21 protein-coding genes and 1 tRNA gene are annotated in these 18074 nt (G+C 69.4%); 4 read left to right on the top strand and 18 right to left on the bottom strand.

The window, feature by feature from the left end; genetic code table 11:
* Window positions 1-156: 156 nt before the first annotated feature.
* Together H036_RS0118315 and H036_RS0118310 are read right to left on the bottom strand one after the other, a co-directional pair.
* Complete coding sequence (locus tag H036_RS0118315; RefSeq protein WP_017936261.1) at window positions 157-672, bottom strand: hemerythrin domain-containing protein; 516 nt, start codon at window positions 670-672, stop codon at window positions 157-159.
* Between the two features lie 93 nt (window positions 673-765).
* The gene (locus tag H036_RS0118310; protein WP_232421908.1) at window positions 766-1164 is read right to left on the bottom strand and encodes a hypothetical protein; all 399 of its coding nucleotides are present in this window, start codon (window positions 1162-1164) and stop codon (window positions 766-768) included.
* A 124-nt stretch (window positions 1165-1288) separates the two neighbouring features.
* Here H036_RS0118310 and H036_RS25050 point away from each other — a divergent pair, with 124 nt between their 5' ends.
* Window positions 1289-1465 carry a DUF1059 domain-containing protein gene (locus H036_RS25050; protein WP_017936259.1) on the top strand — a complete coding sequence of 59 codons (177 nt, stop codon included), beginning with the start codon at window positions 1289-1291 and terminating at the stop codon, window positions 1463-1465.
* Window positions 1462-2544: an EAL domain-containing protein gene (locus tag H036_RS23645; RefSeq protein ID WP_017936258.1), complete on the top strand. Its 1083-nt coding sequence runs from the start codon at window positions 1462-1464 to the stop codon at window positions 2542-2544. Before H036_RS25050 ends, H036_RS23645 begins: the two co-directional genes overlap by 4 nt.
* Window positions 2545-2645: 101 nt before the next feature.
* Here H036_RS23645 and H036_RS0118290 read toward each other — a convergent pair whose 3' ends face one another.
* The 11 genes from H036_RS0118290 to H036_RS0118240 all read right to left on the bottom strand — a co-directional run bounded on the left by H036_RS0118290 (window position 2646) and on the right by H036_RS0118240 (window position 11102).
* Window positions 2646-2942 (bottom strand): hypothetical protein, encoded by a 297-nt coding sequence (locus tag H036_RS0118290; protein WP_017936257.1) that lies wholly within the window; start codon window positions 2940-2942, stop codon window positions 2646-2648.
* Window positions 2943-3088: 146 nt separating this feature from the next.
* Window positions 3089-4036: a TIGR03557 family F420-dependent LLM class oxidoreductase gene (locus tag H036_RS0118285; protein ID WP_017936256.1), complete on the bottom strand. Its 948-nt coding sequence runs from the start codon at window positions 4034-4036 to the stop codon at window positions 3089-3091.
* A 228-nt stretch (window positions 4037-4264) separates the two neighbouring features.
* A complete protein-coding gene (locus tag H036_RS0118280; RefSeq protein ID WP_017936255.1) occupies window positions 4265-4984 on the bottom strand; it encodes an ankyrin repeat domain-containing protein in 720 nt (239 codons plus the stop codon).
* A gap of 115 nt (window positions 4985-5099) precedes the next feature.
* Window positions 5100-5255, bottom strand: a complete 156-nt coding sequence (locus tag H036_RS25555; protein ID WP_198290017.1) for a VOC family protein — start codon at window positions 5253-5255, stop codon at window positions 5100-5102.
* A 404-nt stretch (window positions 5256-5659) separates the two neighbouring features.
* Window positions 5660-6331: a response regulator gene (locus tag H036_RS0118270; protein WP_017936253.1), complete on the bottom strand. Its 672-nt coding sequence runs from the start codon at window positions 6329-6331 to the stop codon at window positions 5660-5662.
* Window positions 6328-7500 carry a sensor histidine kinase gene (locus tag H036_RS23635; RefSeq protein WP_017936252.1) on the bottom strand — a complete coding sequence of 391 codons (1173 nt, stop codon included), beginning with the start codon at window positions 7498-7500 and terminating at the stop codon, window positions 6328-6330. The genes H036_RS0118270 and H036_RS23635 overlap by 4 nt, the downstream gene beginning before the upstream one ends.
* Before the next feature lie 52 nt (window positions 7501-7552).
* On the bottom strand, window positions 7553-8380 hold the full coding sequence (locus H036_RS0118260) for an ABC transporter permease (RefSeq protein WP_017936251.1): 828 nt from the start codon (window positions 8378-8380) through the stop codon (window positions 7553-7555).
* Complete coding sequence (locus tag H036_RS0118255; RefSeq protein ID WP_017936250.1) at window positions 8377-9300, bottom strand: ABC transporter ATP-binding protein; 924 nt, start codon at window positions 9298-9300, stop codon at window positions 8377-8379. Before H036_RS0118255 ends, H036_RS0118260 begins: the two co-directional genes overlap by 4 nt.
* A gap of 342 nt (window positions 9301-9642) precedes the next feature.
* Window positions 9643-10290: a response regulator transcription factor gene (locus tag H036_RS0118250; protein ID WP_198290022.1), complete on the bottom strand. Its 648-nt coding sequence runs from the start codon at window positions 10288-10290 to the stop codon at window positions 9643-9645.
* On the bottom strand, window positions 10287-10682 hold the full coding sequence (locus tag H036_RS0118245; protein WP_017936248.1) for an AAA family ATPase: 396 nt from the start codon (window positions 10680-10682) through the stop codon (window positions 10287-10289). Before H036_RS0118245 ends, H036_RS0118250 begins: the two co-directional genes overlap by 4 nt.
* Before the next feature lie 346 nt (window positions 10683-11028).
* Window positions 11029-11102: transfer RNA gene (locus tag H036_RS0118240), tRNA-Pro, on the bottom strand.
* Between the two features lie 188 nt (window positions 11103-11290).
* On the opposite strand from H036_RS0118240, the gene H036_RS0118235 reads away from it, so the two are divergent.
* Window positions 11291-11929, top strand: a complete 639-nt coding sequence (locus tag H036_RS0118235) for a PilZ domain-containing protein (protein WP_017936247.1) — start codon at window positions 11291-11293, stop codon at window positions 11927-11929.
* Window positions 11926-13692, top strand: a complete 1767-nt coding sequence (locus H036_RS23630; protein ID WP_017936246.1) for a putative bifunctional diguanylate cyclase/phosphodiesterase — start codon at window positions 11926-11928, stop codon at window positions 13690-13692. Before H036_RS0118235 ends, H036_RS23630 begins: the two co-directional genes overlap by 4 nt.
* A 19-nt stretch (window positions 13693-13711) precedes the next feature.
* Here H036_RS23630 and der read toward each other — a convergent pair whose 3' ends face one another.
* The 5 genes from der to aroH are packed head-to-tail and all read right to left on the bottom strand — an operon-like array spanning window position 13712 to window position 18065.
* Window positions 13712-15115: a ribosome biogenesis GTPase Der gene (gene der / locus H036_RS0118225; RefSeq protein WP_017936245.1), complete on the bottom strand. Its 1404-nt coding sequence runs from the start codon at window positions 15113-15115 to the stop codon at window positions 13712-13714.
* A complete protein-coding gene (locus H036_RS0118220; protein ID WP_017936244.1) occupies window positions 15112-15870 on the bottom strand; it encodes a lysophospholipid acyltransferase family protein in 759 nt (252 codons plus the stop codon). The genes der and H036_RS0118220 overlap by 4 nt, the downstream gene beginning before the upstream one ends.
* Window positions 15867-16592: a (d)CMP kinase gene (cmk, locus tag H036_RS0118215; RefSeq protein ID WP_017936243.1), complete on the bottom strand. Its 726-nt coding sequence runs from the start codon at window positions 16590-16592 to the stop codon at window positions 15867-15869. The genes H036_RS0118220 and cmk overlap by 4 nt, the downstream gene beginning before the upstream one ends.
* A gap of 11 nt (window positions 16593-16603) precedes the next feature.
* Window positions 16604-17689 carry a prephenate dehydrogenase gene (locus H036_RS0118210; RefSeq protein WP_026146157.1) on the bottom strand — a complete coding sequence of 362 codons (1086 nt, stop codon included), beginning with the start codon at window positions 17687-17689 and terminating at the stop codon, window positions 16604-16606.
* Complete coding sequence (aroH, locus tag H036_RS0118205) at window positions 17682-18065, bottom strand: chorismate mutase (protein ID WP_026146156.1); 384 nt, start codon at window positions 18063-18065, stop codon at window positions 17682-17684. The genes H036_RS0118210 and aroH overlap by 8 nt, the downstream gene beginning before the upstream one ends.
* Window positions 18066-18074: the final 9 nt, after the last annotated feature.

The following is an 18074-nucleotide window of genomic DNA, read 5'->3' as shown; positions in this document are numbered from 1 at the left end:
CTTCCCGCGCCGACCTCGGCGAGCCGGCGCTGCACGCACGTGAACAACTCGGCTGGAGTACCCACCCGGCCGCGGCGCAAGCCCGGGGCGAGGAGGCCGTACGGCGGGGCGGGGTCTGCCCGCGCGCCGCAACGGTGCAACACGCGGCCTCGGTCGTCAGCTGTGCTGCTCGACGTACTGCTCCGGGTCCTTGTCCACCGGCTTGATCCCGGCCCAGTGGCGGGCCTCGTAGGCGATGAACTTCACCGCGATGTCGTGGCGGGTCTGCAGGTCGGCGTGCAACCGGAAGTCGGCGAGGTCCTCGCGCTCCTCCTCGCCCATGTGCTCGTCGTTGGCCTTGCGCGCGGCGCGGACGCCCGCCCACCAACCGTCGCTGCCGACCGGGTTGGCGTCGGCCGTGCGGATCCCGTCCCGGATCTCGTTGTGGTCCTTGATCGCGTCCTCGGTCTCCGGCTCGGGCCCGTCATGCGTGCCCGGAGCGCCGTGCCCCAGCCGCAGAACCTCGGGGTAGAAGTAGAGCTCCTCGGCCTCGGCATGCACCTCGAGGAATGCTGCCAACCGGCGCCACAGCGCCCCGAGGATCTCGGAACCCTCCCCCGCGATCTCATCGAGCACCGCGAACTGGCGGCGCTGCTCCTCGTGCTGGAAAAGGATCAGCTCGGTGATGTCCAACGCTTCCTCCTGGCTGGTCGGGTGCCGCGCCCTCGCGGTTCGCGTCGACGGGGCGGTGGAGACAACTTACTTCTCGGGAGCACGCCGTCGCGGCTAGGACGAATCGCGGGCCCCGAGCCGCCCGCCGCCGTACAGTGCCGCTGCCACGAGGACGGGCTGGAAGAAGAGCCGGACCAGACGCTTCTGGTCGGTGTCGAGACCGAAAGCGTCGCGATGCTCGCTGTACTGCGCGAGGTTGCCGGGAAACACGCCGACGTAGAAAGCGCCGAGGACCGTACCGATCAGACGCCGTCGGCGCGGCAGAGCGACGAAGGCGGCGCCCAAGGCCACCTCGACAACACCGGATGCCAGCACCGTCGTGTCCTCGTCCACGGGGAACCAGCTCGGCACCTGGGCACGGAACTCCTCGCGTGCCACGGTCAGGTGGCTGATGCCGGCACCGACCATGGCGGTCCCGAGGACGACCCTGACGAGATCTCTACCAACGCTCACCTCTGCCACGCTACTAGCCGAGCGGCGGCCCTCATCTCTGATCTTCCCTGCGAAACGGCCACGGGCCGGGTACGGTGCCACCGAGTGCGAATGAATCGCGCGATAAAGAGGGAAGGGAATCCCCATGAAGCAGTTCGCCTGTGGCGACGTCGTGCCCGACTGTGATGTCGCCTTCGCCGGTGCCACCGACGATGACATCCTCGCGGCAGTGGCCGTCCACGCCACCCGCGACCACGGCCTCGTCACCGTGCCGTCGGAGCTTGTCGATCAGGTGCGTGCCTCGATCCGCGAGGTGGCGTGAGCCCGGAGGCGCTCGACCGCCTTCTCGCTGGCGGGGTCGTCTCGCACTTGCAGCCGGTGGTTGACCTCGCCCGGGGCAACATCGCCGGCTATGAGGCACTCGCTCGGTTTCCGGGCGGACCCGGTCCCTTCGAGGTCTTCGCTGCGGCCCGGACCTACGGTCGCGGCGTGGAGCTCGAAGCAGCGACGCTCGGCGCCGCGCTAGCCGCTCGCCGAGAGATGCCACCCAACACCTTCCTCAGCGTCAACATCGGTCCTGACGTGATCGACGCCCCGGCGGTCCAGGCGGTGTGGGACAGCCATCGTTCCCTGGCCGGGGTCGTCATCGAGCTGACCGAACAGGTACGCATCGAGTCCTACGCCGCCCTCGACCCCGTCTTGAGCGACTTGCGCTCGCGGGGCGCGATGATCGCCGTCGACGATGCTGGCGCCGGGTACGCCGGACTGCAGCACCTGCTGGCGTTGCGGCCGCACTTCATCAAACTGGACCGTGAGCTGGTCGCCGGCCTGGATCGCGACGAAGCCAAGCGGGCGCTGGTTGAGGTCCTGGGGAGCTTCGCCGGCCGCGTCGATGCCTGGGTGATCGCTGAGGGCGTTGAGACGGCTGCCGAGCTCGACGTGCTGGTCGACCTGCGCGTCCCGCTCGCTCAGGGCTACCTCCTGGGCCGGCCTGCACCCGGCATCCAGTCGCTTGACCCGGACCTCGCCCTCAGCATCGCGGGGCGGGCTACCACGCGATCCGGAAGCACCCTGCGGACCCTGCTCGAACTAGCCCCAGCAATCGGCCGCGACACTGTGCACGGCCTGCGTGGACGACTCGGCATCGGCGAGATCGCGGTCGTCGTCGACGGCCACGGCCGGCCGGAGAGGACGGTCGACGCGGAGGGTCGGACACATGCGGTGCGAGAGTCTGGTCTCCGCATCAATCTGGACACCTCGATCGTCGATGCGGCTCAACGAGCGATCGTCCGGGCTCCGGCGACCCGGTTCCAGCCGCTCATCTGCACCGATACCGCTGGCCGCTACGTCGGCATCGTGCGAGTCGAGCGGCTCATCGACGCCCTCTCCCGCGCGCACTGACTGGCGTGGCACCGGCCTGCCACGGGGCGGCTTCCTGCGACAGGCTTTGGACCCTCTCAGCGCCGCCCAAGCAGGCTGCACGTCAGCGGTTCTGACTCCGCTCAGGGGAGGTCGAAGGCGGATTCGGCCGCGCTGAGAGCTTCGTCCACCGCTGTCCCGTCCTTGCGGAGCAAGGTGAGCTGCTTCCCGTCGTGCGAGGCAGACCGGACGGCTTGGACGACTTCGGCAGCAACGGCCGGATCGATGTCAGTCACAGCGGTGAGGTCGACGATCAGGTGACCGCCTGCCATCGGACCGAAGGCTTCGAGCGCGTCACGGAGGGCGAGCCCGTCGTCGTTGCGGCATACGCCTTCGAGCCGGATCCGGTGCGTGCTCGCCTCGTAGTGCAGCGTCGTCATCTCAGGATCACCTCCAGACCGCTCGGCGCCTAGCTCACCCCAGCGGGCGCCGGCGGGTGCCCCGACTTGGGGACCAACCCACGATAACGCGGCTCGGACGTCAGCAAAACGCATGCCGCGGCGATGCAGACCACCAACTACTGCGATCAGGTCAGGGCGGGGAGCACGTCGCGGCCGTAGAACTCGATCATCTCCAGGTAGTGGGGGCCCATGTTGGCGACGTACAGCTCGTCGTAGCCGGCCTCGGCGTACTGCTGGATCTGGCTCAGGTGCTTCCCGACGTCGGTGCCTGCAACCACCGAGTCTCTCGTCGAGTCCATGGTGACCAGCGCGGTCGCCTGCTCGAAGTGCTCGGGGGTCGGGAGGATCTGGGCGAGCTCGCCGGGGAGCCCGGCGTTCGGCCACAGGCGATGGGCGTGTTCCCACCCTTCTTCCTCGGTGGACGCGAAAGCGACCTTGGCGCCGGCCTGGGCGGGTTTACCGCCCGACGCTTCCTTGAAGCCGGCGACCAGCTCGGAGTCTGGCGCGGTGCCGATGTAGCCGTCGCCGATCCGGGCGGCGAGGTCGACCGCCTTCGGTCCGAAGCCGGAGACGAAGATCTCCGGTGGGGTGTCAGGGACGTTGTAGATCCGGGCGTGGTCGACCGAGTAGTGAGTGCCCCGCGTCGTCACAACCTCACCGGTCCATAGCTCGCGGATCAGCCCCACAGCCTCCTCCAGCATCTCCAGGCGTACGTCGAGGGAGGGCCACGCGCCTCCGAGGATGGTCTCGTTGAGAGCCTCACCCGTGCCGACACCGAGGGTGAACCGGCCACCCAGCAGCTCGGCGCAGGTGCCGGCGGCTTGGGCGATGATCGCGGGATGGATGCGCGTGGTCGGGCAGGTCACAGCCGTCGTGACCGGCAGCTCGCACACCTGGCTGATGGCGCCGATGACGCTCCACACCAGAGGACTGTTGCCCTGCTCGTTGTTCCACGGGTGGAAGTGGTCGCTGATCCACAGACCACTGAACCCGGCCTTCTCCGCCGCCGCTGCCTGAGCGACGAGTTCAGCCGGTGAGTACTCCTCGGTGGAGAGGAAGTAGCCGATACGCATGGGTTCTCCTTCGGCGACAGCTTGACGTTCTTGGGACTAGTGGCTGGACTTGCCGCCCGTGCGGTCTGTCTGCTCCTCCGTACGCAAGGGAGACGTGCGGGTGCCAGCGCTCGTTTTCGGAGGTACCCGCCTTCCAAGCGCCTCGAACTCGCAACGCGGCCGTGAGCATCCACAGGGAACGTGCATCGGTCCACGCGGAAGCGTCGTGTGCTCAGGCCACCTACGGCCTCAGAGATCACCTGGAGGCGTGCGGCCGAGGCCCAGCCCCTCGAGCCATTGCGCGACATTGCTCCGCTGCGTTCCGCGCGACAGCGCCGCGTCGAGCACGGTGCCCTTGCCGTAGTCGGGGGTGAAGTCGAGGTGGGCGCCACTTCCGAGGAGGAGCTCGGCACAGCGCCGTTGGCCGGCTCCGCAGGCATGCCAGAAGGCTTGGTCGACCAAGCGTCGGTCGGGCCCCGCAGCCAGGAGCTCAGCCAACCTGTCGGTCATGCCGAGGCCAGCCGCGTGCCACAGCTGGTCGACACGAGCACCGGCGCCGACCAGGAGGCGGGCGACGTTCCAACAGCCGTAACCGATGGCGTTGTCCAGCGGCGTGCCGATGGAACCCTCTGGCGCCTCCACGTCGGCACCCGCCTCGATGAGGACACGGGCGACATCGGCATCGTCGCTGCTGGCGGTCCAGTGCAGCGGCGTCTCGCCGGTCCCGTCGGAACCTCGGGCGTCGACCTCCGCACCCGCCTCGATCAACATCAGAGCGGTGCGAGGGCCGTTCGGAAAGAAGCCCGGCCAGTCGGTGACGACGTGCAGCGGCGTACGACCCCGCGCGACGCCGAGGCGCGCGCCGGCAACGCCCGGGTACGTCGCGAGCAGCTGCTCCAGCGACTCGAGGTCCCCTGAGCGGATCGCAAGGACCGCGTTGACCTCAGCCTCGCCGCCATCAGTCTCCACGTCCCAACGGTAGACCGGCAGGCACGGCGACCACGCTGCCCCACCCCGAACCCAAACGGCGGGCCTACGTCTCCGTAGGTCCGCCGTCCGCGATGTCCTGAGACATCACAGATTCCTAGCCCGCAAACGTTGCGAATGTCCAATGGTTGCCGTCGGGGTCAGAGATGGTGAAGTCACGCGAGGGATAGTCGGTCTGGTCGACGAGCTCGTGCACGACGCTCGCCCCCAGCTCCTTGGCGCGGGCCATCACCGCATCAGGATCGGCCGTCACCACGTGCAAGGAGCTTGTCCGGGCCGACACGGTGTTGGTCGCTCACCGGCGCTTGAGAGCATGATCCGCCCGCCTTCGGGCCAGTCCAGCTGACAGTGGTGGATCAATCCGTCGCCCCCACCAGGGATGAGAAGGTCCTCGGTGAAGCCGAGCCGAAGCAGCCACGCGCGAAGACCCGCGGCGTCTTCACTGACAACGCTCGCCCAGATGCTCTGCTGACGGACCCCGCTCGACCCGACTGTCATGATTGTCATCGTAAGCTTCTCCATCTCCACTGCATCTCTTCGCGCCGGCGCCTCGTTGACCGGCGTCAGAGCGTTGTGGCCCACCCGCACCCGGACCAGCAGCGATGAGTGGGTCAGTCCACCGCCGTGAGGGCGACAGCGATCTGCATCGAGGCGAAGTCAGGCGCGACGTGAATTGAGCCCGTTCTCATAGGCGAAGATCACGGCCTGGATGCGGTCGCGCAGGTCCAGCTTGGACAGGATGTGGCCGACGTGGGTCTTGACGGTCGCGTCGGAGAGGCTGAGGTCGTCCGCGATCTCGGCGTTCGTCAGACCACTGGCAAGACCTGCGAACACGCCGCGCTCGCGGTCGGTCAGTGATGCGAGCGGGTCGGGCTGCTCGGCATCGGTCGTGGCGTCCGCGGGGATGCGGTGGGCGAACGCGGTCAGCAGGCGGCGGGTCGTGCTGGGCGCCACGACGGCGTCGCCCCGCGCCACGACGCGGATGGCGTCCACGAGGTCGGCTGACTGTACGTCCTTGAGCAGGAACCCGCTCGCGCCGGCGCGGAGCCCGGAGAAGGCGTACTGGTCGATGTCGTAGGTGGTCAGGATGATCGTGCGGACAAGGGGCGCCTCGTCCGCGATCAGCCGGGTCGCCTCGATGCCGTCCATCCCGGGCATCCGGACGTCCATCAGCACGATGTCGGGGTGCAGGATGCTGACGAGCCGCACCGCTTCGCCCCCGTCGCCGGCCTCGCCGACGACTTCGAGGTCCGGTTCGGCGGCGAGCACGAGCCGGAAACCGTGGCGCAGCAGCGGCTGGTCGTCGACCAGCAGGACCCGGATCGTCATGGCGTGACCGGCTTGTCGAGGAGCAGCCGGGATGCGACGCGCCAACCACCTCCGAGGCGCGGCGCCGCTTCGATCGTCCCGGAGAACATCCCGACCCGTTCGCGCATGCCGTTAAGACCCTGACCAGGGTGGGCCGAGGGCGTGGGCAGAGCCGCACCGGCAGGTCCGTCGTTGACGACCTCGACGTCGATCTCGTCGGCCGCATAGTGCACAGTCACCACCGCACGCCGTGCTTCGGGTGCGTGCTTGAGCACGTTCGTCAGCGCCTCCTGGACCATCCGGTAGATGGTGAGCTGCGCCGAGGCCGGTACGTCGACCGGCCGACCTTCCATGGTCAGGTCGACGGCCAATCCGGCCGCCCGGACGCTCGCTGCCAGGTCGTCAAGCTGGGCCAGGCCCGGCGCGGGCACCCGGTCGGTCGTGGCGTCCTCGTGATCGGCGCTGAGCAGGCGGCGTACCTCGCCCAGTGACTGCCGCCCGAGGGTCGCCGCCAGCCGGACCGCCTCCTCGGCCTCGACCGGCGAGCTGCGCACCGAGGCTGCCGCCCCGTCGTTGAGCGCGATGATGACCGAGAGGCTGTGCGCGACGATGTCGTGCATCTCTCGCGAGATCCGGGAGCGTTCCGCAGCGGTGGCCAGCAGGGCCTGCTGATCCCGCGCCCGCTCGGCGGTGGCGGCCCGTTCGAGCACCGAGGCGATGTAGACGCGCCGGGTGCGCACGTAGACACCGATCACCCACGCAGCCGTCACGGTGCCCGTCATCCCGAGGGCGGTGGTGACGACCTGACCGGGCGGGGCCCAGCGGGCCACGGCCAGGACGACGCCGACCTGGCTGATCACCGCTGCGGCGACGACGGCTTCGCGACGTGCGTGCGCGCCGACCGAGTAGAGCGCAACGAGAACGGCGACATCGCCGGCAGCGAAGACGCCGGCGAGCCACTGCAGCAACGCGAGCGCTGCTACCGCGAGGAAGGTCGCCCACGGCCACCGCCGTCGCAGAAACAATGGCAGCACGAGGATGACGTCGAAGACGAGGACCCACGGGGCAGGATCGCCGTCCCGCCCGACAAAGTCGTGCACGACGGCGAAGGTGAGGGTGGCGACGACCGTGGCCGGGACCGCGAGCCTCTCGCGAGCCCACTGCCACACGCTGTCCGAACGGCGCACCATCTCGACATCCTCCCTCAGCACGATTGCCCGATGGGCATCGCGAACGCCGACCTCAGACGTCTCTGCGCTTGAGCAGGACACCGGCGAGGACGAATGCGGCAACGACCCAGGCGACCATGACGACGAGACCCGTCCAGGGCGTCAGGGTGTTCGAGGCGTGCACCGTCGAGACGAAGGAGCTTCCGGCATTGCTCGGGAAGAACTTGCTGATCGACTTCGCCCAGGTCCCCGGGACGACCTCGAAGAGCACCGGAACGACCAGGATCAGTCCGATCAGCGTGGAGATCCCGCCCGCCGTGTTCCGCACGATCCAGCCGATCGCACCGCCGAGGAGCCCGATCAGAGCCAAGTAGATCCCGGTACCGATGACGACCCGCAGGTTCCCCGCGTCTCCCAGGGATACGCCGTGGCCGAAGTGCGACCGGAACGCCATGGCACCGAGGAAGGTGACGATGCAGGTGGGCACCATGGTGACCACGGCGACCAGGCCGAAGACGAGCGCCTTCGCGCCGAGCACCGGGAGCCTGCGCGGCACGGCCGTGGCGGTCGAGCGGATCATCCCGGTTGCGTACTCACCGGTCACGAACAGGACGCCGAGGACGCCGATGAGCAGCTGGCCGAGGTAGTAGCCCTGCATCACGCCGGACGGCGCTGCGTCCTCGGGTGCCAGGTGCGAGAAGCTCTTGCCGGTGTTGTAGCCGATGAGCTGGCCGATCACGATGACCCCGACGATGGCGGCCACGAGCACCAGCCAGCTCGACCTCAAGGTGCGGAACTTGATCCACTCCGACGACACCGTCCGCACGAAGTTGACCGGCTGGGCGATCCTGAGGCCCGGACCGGTGGTCGGCTGCTGGCGGGGTTCGGCCACAGTGCTCATGCTGCGCTCTCCTCGGCGGTGTGACTGCGGTACTCGACGGCTTCGCCGGTGAGTTCCATGAAGGCTTCTTCGAGGGACGCCTGGACCGGCGACAGCTCGTGGAGGGTCAGGCCGGCCGCGGCTGCCGTCGTACCGATCTCGTCGGTGCTCAGACCCACCACGTCGAGCTCGTTACGTGCCGAGCTCGAGACCGTCGCGCCCTTGCCGAGGAGAAGCTCACGCAACTCGGTGGCCTGCGGAGAACGGACCCGGACCGACTCGGACGAGGCGCTGGAGATGAAATCGCTCACTGACATGTCGCGGATGAGGCGGCCACGTCCCACCACGATGAGATGATCCGCCGTCAGCGCCATCTCCGACATCAGGTGTGAGGAGACGAAGACGGTGCGACCCTCCTCGGCAAGGCCGCGCAGCAGGTGCCGGACCCACCGCACGCCCTCGGGGTCGAGACCGTTGACCGGCTCGTCGAGCATGATCGTCTGGGGGTCGCCCAGGAGGGCTGCAGCGATACCGAGGCGTTGTCCCATGCCCAGTGAGAACGCTCCGACCCGCTTGCGAGCCACGTCCTGAAGCCCCACGAGCTCGATCACCTCCTGAACCCGACGCCGTGAGATCCCGGCGGTCGCTGCCATGGCCAGCAGGTGGCTTTCCGCCGAGCGTCCGGTATGCACCGCCCGCGCCTCCAGCAGGACACCCACCTCGTGGAGCGGCGAGGCGTGCGCGGCGTACGACTTCCCGTTCACCGTGACGGAGCCGGAGGTCGGCGCATCAAGCCCTACGATCATCCGCATGGTCGTGGACTTCCCGGCTCCGTTGGGTCCCAGGAAGCCTGTGACGATCCCTGGCCGGACCGTGAAGGTGACCCCATCCACAGCAGTCTTCTCGCCGTACTTCTTCGTCAGCTCACGCGCTTCGATCACTATCGCTCCTCAGGTGGGTACTTCAACGGTAGGCACCAACCCACCGGCGTCGCGTCGCCCGGCCTGCTGAACTTGCGACCCACTCCCTCCACCTCACGGGGGATACCGAATCGCCCGCTGGCCCCGCCTGGGCTGCCCCTTGCCAACGAGTGGCGCGGATCCGAAGTTGTGGGACGGTTGGCCTCGCGAGGTTCTGCTCCTCGCCGCAACCGCGGTCACCGTTGAGGCACGCGTCCACCGCTCCCGTTCCTCCGGATCAACCGGGCGGAGAACCAATGCAGGGGTCGGACGATTCGCCCTGTCGCACGAATCGCCGGGCCAACCGGCCGTATGTCGCTGGACTCACCCCGACCCGCGGAGAAAGGTCAGGACCGCGGCTACTCGACGATCGCTGTCATCCCGTAGGTCAAGCTTGGCGAAGATGCTCCCCACGTGTTTTCGCACAGCCGCCTCGCTGACGAACAGGGTCGTGGCGATCGATCCGTTGGTCCGGCCTTCGGCCATCTGGGCGAGTACCTCGCGTTCGCGCGGGGTGAGGGCCGTTAGCGGGCCGTTGCCGCTGCGACGGGCGAGCAACTGGCGGACGACCTCCGGATCGACGACTGTCTCACCATCGACCACCTGGTTCAGGCTGGCGAGGAAGTCGGTGACCCGGCCGACGCGGTCCTTGAGTAGATAGCCCAGCCCGGCATCACCGGCTGATTCCAGCAGCCCGGGCAGATAGGCGTCGGCGACGTATTGGGAAAGGACCAGGATCGGCAGGGACGCAAACTCCTCGCGGATCAGGGCCGCCGCACGCAGGCCTTCATCGGAGTGCTCCGGTGGCATCCGGACGTCGGTGATCACAACATCGGGTGGATCAGCCCGCACGGCGGCGACCAGCTCGTCGGCGTTCTCCGCACTGGCGATGACCTCGTGGCCAGCTCCGACCAACAACGCAATCAGATTCTCGCGCAGGAGGGCGGAATCCTCGGCGAGCACGATCCTCAGAGTGCGACCTGCAGCACCAGGGCAGCATCCACGTGCGAGACGAGCCTTCCCAGGCCGCCTAGGTCGCGGGGCAGCGACAGGGTGGTGTGCACGTGGGTCGCGGTGCTCACGTCCACCCGGAATACCCGGTCGAGGTCGGCACCGGCCGCGATCAGACGCGGGACGATGGTGTACTCCCATGAGTCTTCGGTGGCGCAGATGATGACGGCGCCCGGGTGGCCGTATCCGGTTCCGGGGAGGCTTCCCCGGGTGATCCGGGCGGTGAGGTCATAGGCGACGGTGGACTTCCCGAGTCCCTCGCGTCCGGCGAGCAGCGCAAGGCTGCCCACCGCTAAGGCCGCCAGGAAGTCCGACATGGCATCAGCCAGCGGCGTCGGGTCGATCTCGCTCACGGCCCGCACCGTAGACGCGACCACCGACAGTCTTAGGCAGGGTGCGCGCCGGGGCGGCTACCTCTTGCGCTTGGCGAGGTTCTCGTCACGGAGGCAGTCAACACAGATCCACCCGCGCTTTCGGCGCATTCGGTCGTTGGAGTACTTCACGCGGCAGACACGGCAATGGTGGTTGTAGAACAGGCGCATGTGTCCATGGTCGCCCCGTTCAGACCTCGTGGCCGAGCAGATCCGGTCGAGCGCCTGGATCAACTGGGGTACGAATTGGGGTACGTCGCCACCTAAGACGGCTCAGGGGCCGTTTCGAATTCCTCCGAAACGGCCCCTGAACTGCTGTTTTACCTAGTCGGGCTGACAGGATTTGAACCTGCGACCCCTTGACCCCCAGTCAAGTGCGCTACCAAGCTGCGCCACAGCCCGAACACCTTCCGAAGAAGGCGTCCGAAGGCTATCGCACGCGTTGAGCCGGGTGCGAATCGGGTTCGAAGTCGTCCGCTCGAGCAGCGCGGGGGGCGACCGTCCGGACGGGATCGCGACATAGTCCTGCCGGACTAGGAGTACCCCAGTGTTTTCCTGAGGCCGAGGCGCCACAGGCCGATACTTAATTCGTGTCCACCCGTCCCGCTCTCGGCCTTGTGGTCGTCGTGGAGCGATCCGGCGAGTCCTGGCTCGAGGCCGAGGTCACCGGGTACGACGGGTTCGACGTCCTGCTGACCGTCTGCGACGAGGAGTCCACCGACCCCGCGGCTGCATCTGACGACGTACCGATCGACGCGACGATGGTGTGGACGACCGAGCGTGGCCTCTTCCGCGCACCGGTCACCGCCTCCCCCGACGGCGACCGCTGGCGAGTGGCCGTGCACGCGCAGGCGGCCCGCACCCAGCGACGGGAGTACGTGCGCCTGCCGATGGGCACCCCGATGACGCTCTCGCACGACGGCGGGCCCATCCGCGGCACCCTGATCGACCTGAGCGAGGCGGCACTGCGAGCCAGGCTCCGGCTGCGTCACCTGCCGCTGTTGCGCCCCGGCGACACGGTCCGCGCTGCCTTCACCTTGCATCACACCGGCTTCATGCTGCGGGGCACCGTGCTGCGCGAGCAGAGCAGCGGCGAGCCGGACTCGGTCGATGTGGTGATCATGCTCGACATCCCGCCCCGGACCGCCAACGACATCCGGCGCAACGTCGTCTTCGAGCAGGTCGAGCGCCAGCACGAGCGTGAGCAGAGGCGGCGAGACCCGTCATGAGCCCAGCCCGCACTGGCGAGCTGCTCCGGTCCCGGCTGGTGCGCGCTCGAGGTGTCCCGACGGTGGCGACCGACGAGGTCCTGGCTCGGACCACCGGGATCCTCTACCTCACCTGCGGCCTCCTGGTGCTCGCCGCGACCCTCCGGTCCCAGTCCTGGTCGGGTGCCAACATCGACGGGATCCGGATCATCGCGCTGGTCGCCGCGCTCCTCGGTCCGGTCGTGGTCTACGCCGGACACCGACTCCCCCGGCCGCTCTACCACGTCCTAGTCGCCATCGGTACGGCGATCGTCACGCTGCTGGTCCTCTTCGGCAACGGCGGCGAGGCATCGGTGGCGCTGGCGGTGCCCTACATCTACGTGATCATCGACGCGTCGTTCTTCTTCGGTGGACTCGGGATGGCCTTCCACGTCGCCCTGGTGATGGTGGCCTCCACCGTCGCGATGACAGCCGTCGGCCTGCCGCTGGCCGATCTGCTGATGGTGCAGGGCTTCTTCCTGGTGGTATCCGTCATCATCGCCTGGCTGGCCCGGATCGCCGACCTGGCCGAGCACGACTCGCTCACGGGGCTGGTCAACCGGCGAGGCTTCGACCGCCGCCTCGACCAGGAGCTTGCCCGACCGCGGCGCGAGCGCGGCGAGCTCGCCTTGGTGCTGCTCGACGTGGATGACTTCAAGACCCTCAACGACAACCTCGGGAAGCGGGCTGGCGACCAGGTGCTGGCCTCCTGCGCCGGCACCTGGGACCGGGTGCTGCTGGGGCACCAGACGCTGAGTCGTTACGGCGGCGACGAGTTCGCCGTGCTGCTGCCGGGGTCCTCGCTGGGCAAGGCCGCCGACATCGCCGACAGGCTGCGCGCACTCGCGCCCGACGGCGTCGGGATGTCGGCCGGTGTTGCAGCCTGGACCGCCGGGGACACCCCCTCGATCCTGTTCGGCCGGGCCGAGGTCGCGCTTTACGACGCCAAGTCCGCCGGCAGGGGCCAGACGGTGGTCTACGGTGACCCGACCCGTGGAGCCAGCGAGCTCGAGGCAGCGGTCGCCGCGGACGAGCTCTTGCTGCACTTCCAGCCGGTGATCCGGCTGAGGGACAACGCCGTGGTCAGCGCCGAGGCACTGGTCCGGTGGAACCATCCGCAACGTGGGCTGGTCCCGCCGAACGACTTCATCCCTCAGGCCGAACGCACCGGCGCCATCCACGCTCTCGGGCGCTGGACCCTCGCTCAGGCGTGCGCAGCGGCGGTGGCCTCGAGCGACCGGCGCGGCATCGGCGTCAACGTCTCGGTCCCCGAGCTGCGCGGCTCCGGCTACGTCGACCAGGTCCACCAGGTGCTCAGCATCACCGGGCTGTCCCCCGAGCGGCTCGTCCTGGAGGTCACCGAGGCGCTCTTCGACGAGGACGACCCCCAGGTCGTGCGCACCCTGCAGGGCTTGCGTGCGCTCGGCGTCCGGGTGGCGATCGACGACTTCGGCACCGGCTACTCCTCGCTGCGCTGGCTGGAGCAGTTCCCCGTCGACACGGTCAAGATCGACCGCTCCTTCGTCGCTGCCATCGACCCCGACCGCGGTCGACAGCCGGTGCTCTCGGCGATCATCGCGATCAGCCGCTCACTCGGCATGACCACCGTGGCCGAGGGCGTGGAGACCCCGGAGCAGGCGATCATCCTGCGCGAGCTGGGCTGCGACTATGCCCAGGGCTACCTCTTCGGTCGGCCCGTGCCCCTGGAGCAGCTGCCCCGCGAGAGCACCGCGCCGGTCGGCTGAGCCGACCGGCCCGAGCTGCCTAGGACCTGCCGCGCTTGCGCTTCTCGCGGACGCGCTGCTGCAGGACGATCGGCGTACCGACGAACCCGAAGTCCTCGCGCAGGCGGCGCTCGATGAAGCGCTCGTACGCCGCGTCGAGCTTGCCCGAGGTGAACAGGATGAACGTCGGCGGCGCCGTCGAGGCCTGGGTGCCGAACAGGACCTTCGGCTGCTTGCCGCCGCGGACCGGGTGCGGGTGCTCGGCCACGAGCCGGCCGAGGAACGTGTTGAGCGCACCTGTGCCCACCCGGGTCTCCCAGCCCTCCAGGGCCTTGTCGATCGCAGGCACCAGGCGGTCGGTGTGCCAGCCCGTGCGCGCGGTGAGGTTGACCCTCGGGGCCCACTTCACCTGCACCAGCTCGCGCTCGATCTCACGCTCGATGTAGTAGCGACGGTCCTCATCGACCAGGTCCCACTTGTTGAACACGATCACGAGCGCGCGACCGGCCTCCCGGACGGTCTGCAGGATCCGGATGTCCTGCTCGGCGATGGACTGCTCCGAGTCGAGCACCAGCACGGCGACCTCGGCGCGGTCGATGGCGGTGGTGGTGCGCAGGGACGCGTAGTACTCGTGGCCCGACGCCTCCTTGACCCGCTTGCGGATGCCGGCCGTGTCGATGAACTTCCAGGTGCGCCCGCCCAGCTCGATCAGCTCGTCGACGGGGTCGACGGTGGTGCCGGCGACGTTGTCGACGACGACGCGGGTCTCGCCCGCGAGCTTGTTCAGCAGCGAGGACTTGCCCACGTTGGGGCGCCCCACCAAGGCGATCCGGCGCGGGCCGCCGATCTCCTCGCCCTCCGGCATCGGCGGCAGCTCTGGCAGCGCCGCCAAGATCGCGTCCAGCAGGTCACCGGACCCGCGGCCGTGCAGTGCCGAGACGGGGAACGGCTCGCCGAGACCGAGGTTCCACAGCCCGGCAGCCTCGGCCTCGGTCCGCAGGTCGTCCACCTTGTTGGCGGCGAGTACGACGGGCTTCTTGGCCTGGCGCAGGATCCGCACCACTGCCTCGTCCTCATCGGTGATGCCGACCTTGGCGTCGACCACGAAGAGGACCGCATCGGCCAGGCTGATCGCCAGCTCGGCCTGCTCGGCGATCCGCTGAGCCATTCCGCGTGCGTCCGAGGACCAGCCGCCGGTGTCGACGAGCGTGAAGGCCCGGCCGTTCCAGTCCGCGTCGTAGGAGACCCGGTCACGGGTCACACCGGGCACGTCCTCGACGACGGCCTCACGGCGGCCGATGATCCGGTTGACCAAGGTCGACTTGCCCACGTTCGGGCGGCCGACCACCGCCAGCACGGGCGTGGGACCGACGTGCTCGTCGCCGTCGAAGGCTTCGAACTCGGCCGGCTGGGCGGCACTGTGCTCATCGGGAAGGCCAGTCATGATGCTCCTTGGTCGAGGACCGGGGTCGGTACGGCGGGGGCGCCCGGCAGCGGGCCGGGCAGCGACCGGCCAGTCACCGCGCGGGCGGTGGAGAGATGGTCCAGCAGGTGCTCCTTGAGCAACGCCGAGATCCGGTCGACGTGTTCCCGTCGGCGCGGCCAGGGCACCTGCTCGGTGGTGAAGGCGGGTCCGAAGACCAGGTCGATCGTGGAGCCGCGAGGTGGCAGCGAGCTGCGCGAACCACCGGGCTCACGGCTGCCGAACATCACCACCGGCACCACGGGCGCGCCCGTCACCATCGCGAGGTAGGCGGCACCGTGGTGGTAGACGTCGTACTCGCCCGGCCCGCGGCTGCCCTCGGGGTAGATCCCGACCGCGCGACCCTCTCGCACCACCTTCACGCAGGTCTTGATCGCGGCGGTGTCGGCGCCGTCGCGGTTGAGCGGGATCTGCCCGACCGCGAGCAGAAAGCGGCCCAGCAGGCCGCGGAACATGTCGTCCTTGGTCAGCGAGTGCACCGGCCGCGGCGCGAAGATCGCCAGCACCGGGCCGTCGATCACACCGATGTGGTTGGAGCAGAAGATCACTCCACCGGTGGCGGGCACGTGCCGGGTCTCGTGCAGCTGAACCCGGTAGCGCCGCCGGATCGCCCACCGGCCGAACCAGCGCGAGGAGTAGAAGAAGCGGCTGCGCGGCGCCCGGACGCTGCCGGTGTCGGGCAGGCTGCCGGCGAGGCCCTGGAGGGCCTGGCTCATGACGTGGCTCGCTCCGTGACGGGGCGCGCCGCACGGGCCTGCTCGACCAGCGTGACGACCTGGGCGATCACCTCATCGAGCGTGTAGGGCGTGGTGTCGAGGTGGACGGCTCCGTCGGCGGCCACCAGCGGCGCGGTCGCGCGGCCGGAGTCGATCTTGTCGCGAGCCTCGAGCGATGCCTGAACCGACGCGGCGTCGCTGCCGCCCTCCTCCTGCGCGCGGCGGGCCGCGCGGGCCGCCGGGTCGGCGGTGACGTAGAGCTTGAGGTCGGCCTGCGGCCAGACGACCGAGCCGATGTCGCGGCCCTCGACCACGATCCCGGCGCCGTCGAGCGCGCGCTCGATGACCTCGCGCTGCAGCTCCAGCAGACGGGCGCGCACTTCGGGGACGGCGCTGACCGGGGAGACGCTGGCGTTGACCACGTCCGAGCGGATCTCCACGGCCACGTCGGCACCGTCGAGCGCGATCGTCGGGCCGAGCGGGTCGGTGCCCGACTCGATCCTCGGTCGGGAGGCGTGCGCCGCCACCGCGGCGGCGTCGTGCACGTCGACGTCGTGACTGAGCATCCACCAGGTCATCGCGCGGAACATCGCGCCGGTGTCCAGGTAGCGCAGGCCGAGCCGGGCGGCGGCACCGCGCGACGTGCTGGACTTGCCCGAGCCCGAGGTGCCGTCGACGGCGATGACGATGCTGTGCGCGGGGGTGTTCTCGGGCGTGCTCACAGGGCGGCAGCCTACCGGTGGACGACCCAACCCCGAGATTCGAGCGCGGTGCGCAGCTGCTCCGCGCTGCCCTCGGCGACCACCAGTTCGACCAGGCCCACCGGCCGGCCGAGCTCGTGCTCGATCCGGACATCCTCGATGTTGACCCCGCTGGCGCCGGCATCGGAGAACAGCCGCGCCAGACCGCCCGGCTCGTCCGCGACCGCCACGAACACGGCCGTGGTCGGACCGGTCGGCGTGCCGTGCTTGCCCGGGATGGCCTGGTTACCCTGCTGACCGCGCTGCAGCAGGCCGGCCAGCGTGCCGCGGTCGCCGGCCGTCAGTGCGGCGATCAGCTCATCGAGCTGTCCACGAACCTCACCGAGCAGCTCGACGACGGCACCGGCGTTGCCGGTCACGATCTGCCCGTAGAGCTCCGGGTCTCCCCCTGCCACGCGAGTCACGTCACGCACACCCGGCCCGGACAGGGCGAGGTGCTCGGCAGGAGCGCCAGCCAGCCGCCCCGCAACCAGCACGGCCATCAGGTGCGGAACGTGCGAGATGCGCGCCACCGCCCGGTCGTGCTCGGCCGGATCCATCCGGACAGGTACGCCGCCGCACAGCAGCGCCAGCTGCTCCACCAGCGCGACCGCGTCCGGACGCGATCCCGGGTGCGGTGTCACGGCCCACGGTCGGCCGTCGAAGAGCGCGGCGGAGGCGGCCAACGGGCCGGAGCGCTCGCTGCCTGCCATCGGGTGTCCGCCGACGTAGCGGTCAGCGCCGGGCAGCACCGACACCTCGGCGAGCGGGGCGCCCTTGACGCTGCCCACGTCGGTGACCACTGCCTGCGGATCGTCGGCCAGCGCGTCCCCGATCACCCGTCCGAGGTAGGCCGGCGGCACTGCCACCACGACCACCTGCGGCCGGTCGGCCGGGACCCGGGGGCGACCCGCACCGAGGCCGCTCGCCGTACGGATGTGCTCGCCGGCGACGTCGGTGAGCAGCACCTCGAGCCCGGCCTGGCGGCAGGCCAGCGCGATGGAGGTGCCGAGCAACCCGGTCCCGATGATCTCGACCGGCCCGGTCAGCACTCCCGCGCGTGCGGCCGGATCAGGCATCGGGGACCGACTTGACCCGGCTGAGGTCGCGGCGCAGGTTGGCGGCGCCGTGCAGGTAGACGTGGGTGACGTCGGCTCTCGGCAACTCGTTCTCCACGTGGGCCATCAGACGCACCACGCGGGGCATCGAGCCGGAGATCTCCAGCTCTCGCGCGCACATCAGCGGCACCTCGGAGAAGCCCAGCTGACGGGCGGCATAGGCGGGGAACTCCGAGAGCAGGTCGTCGGTGGAGGTGAAGATGACCGAGATGAAGTCGTCGACCGTCAGGCCGTTGACCGTCATCACCTCGGTGACCAGCTCCGCCACGCGCTCGAGCATGTGCTCGCGCTCGTCCACCTCGAGCTGGGTCGCACCACGGACCGCTCGCACCGCCACGTCCACTCC

This window comes from Nocardioides sp. Iso805N (assembly GCF_000364605.1).
Lineage (GTDB): Bacteria > Actinomycetota > Actinomycetes > Propionibacteriales > Nocardioidaceae > Nocardioides.
Note: the sequence above shows the minus strand (reverse complement) of the source record. Positions and strands in the feature narration are given on the sequence as shown.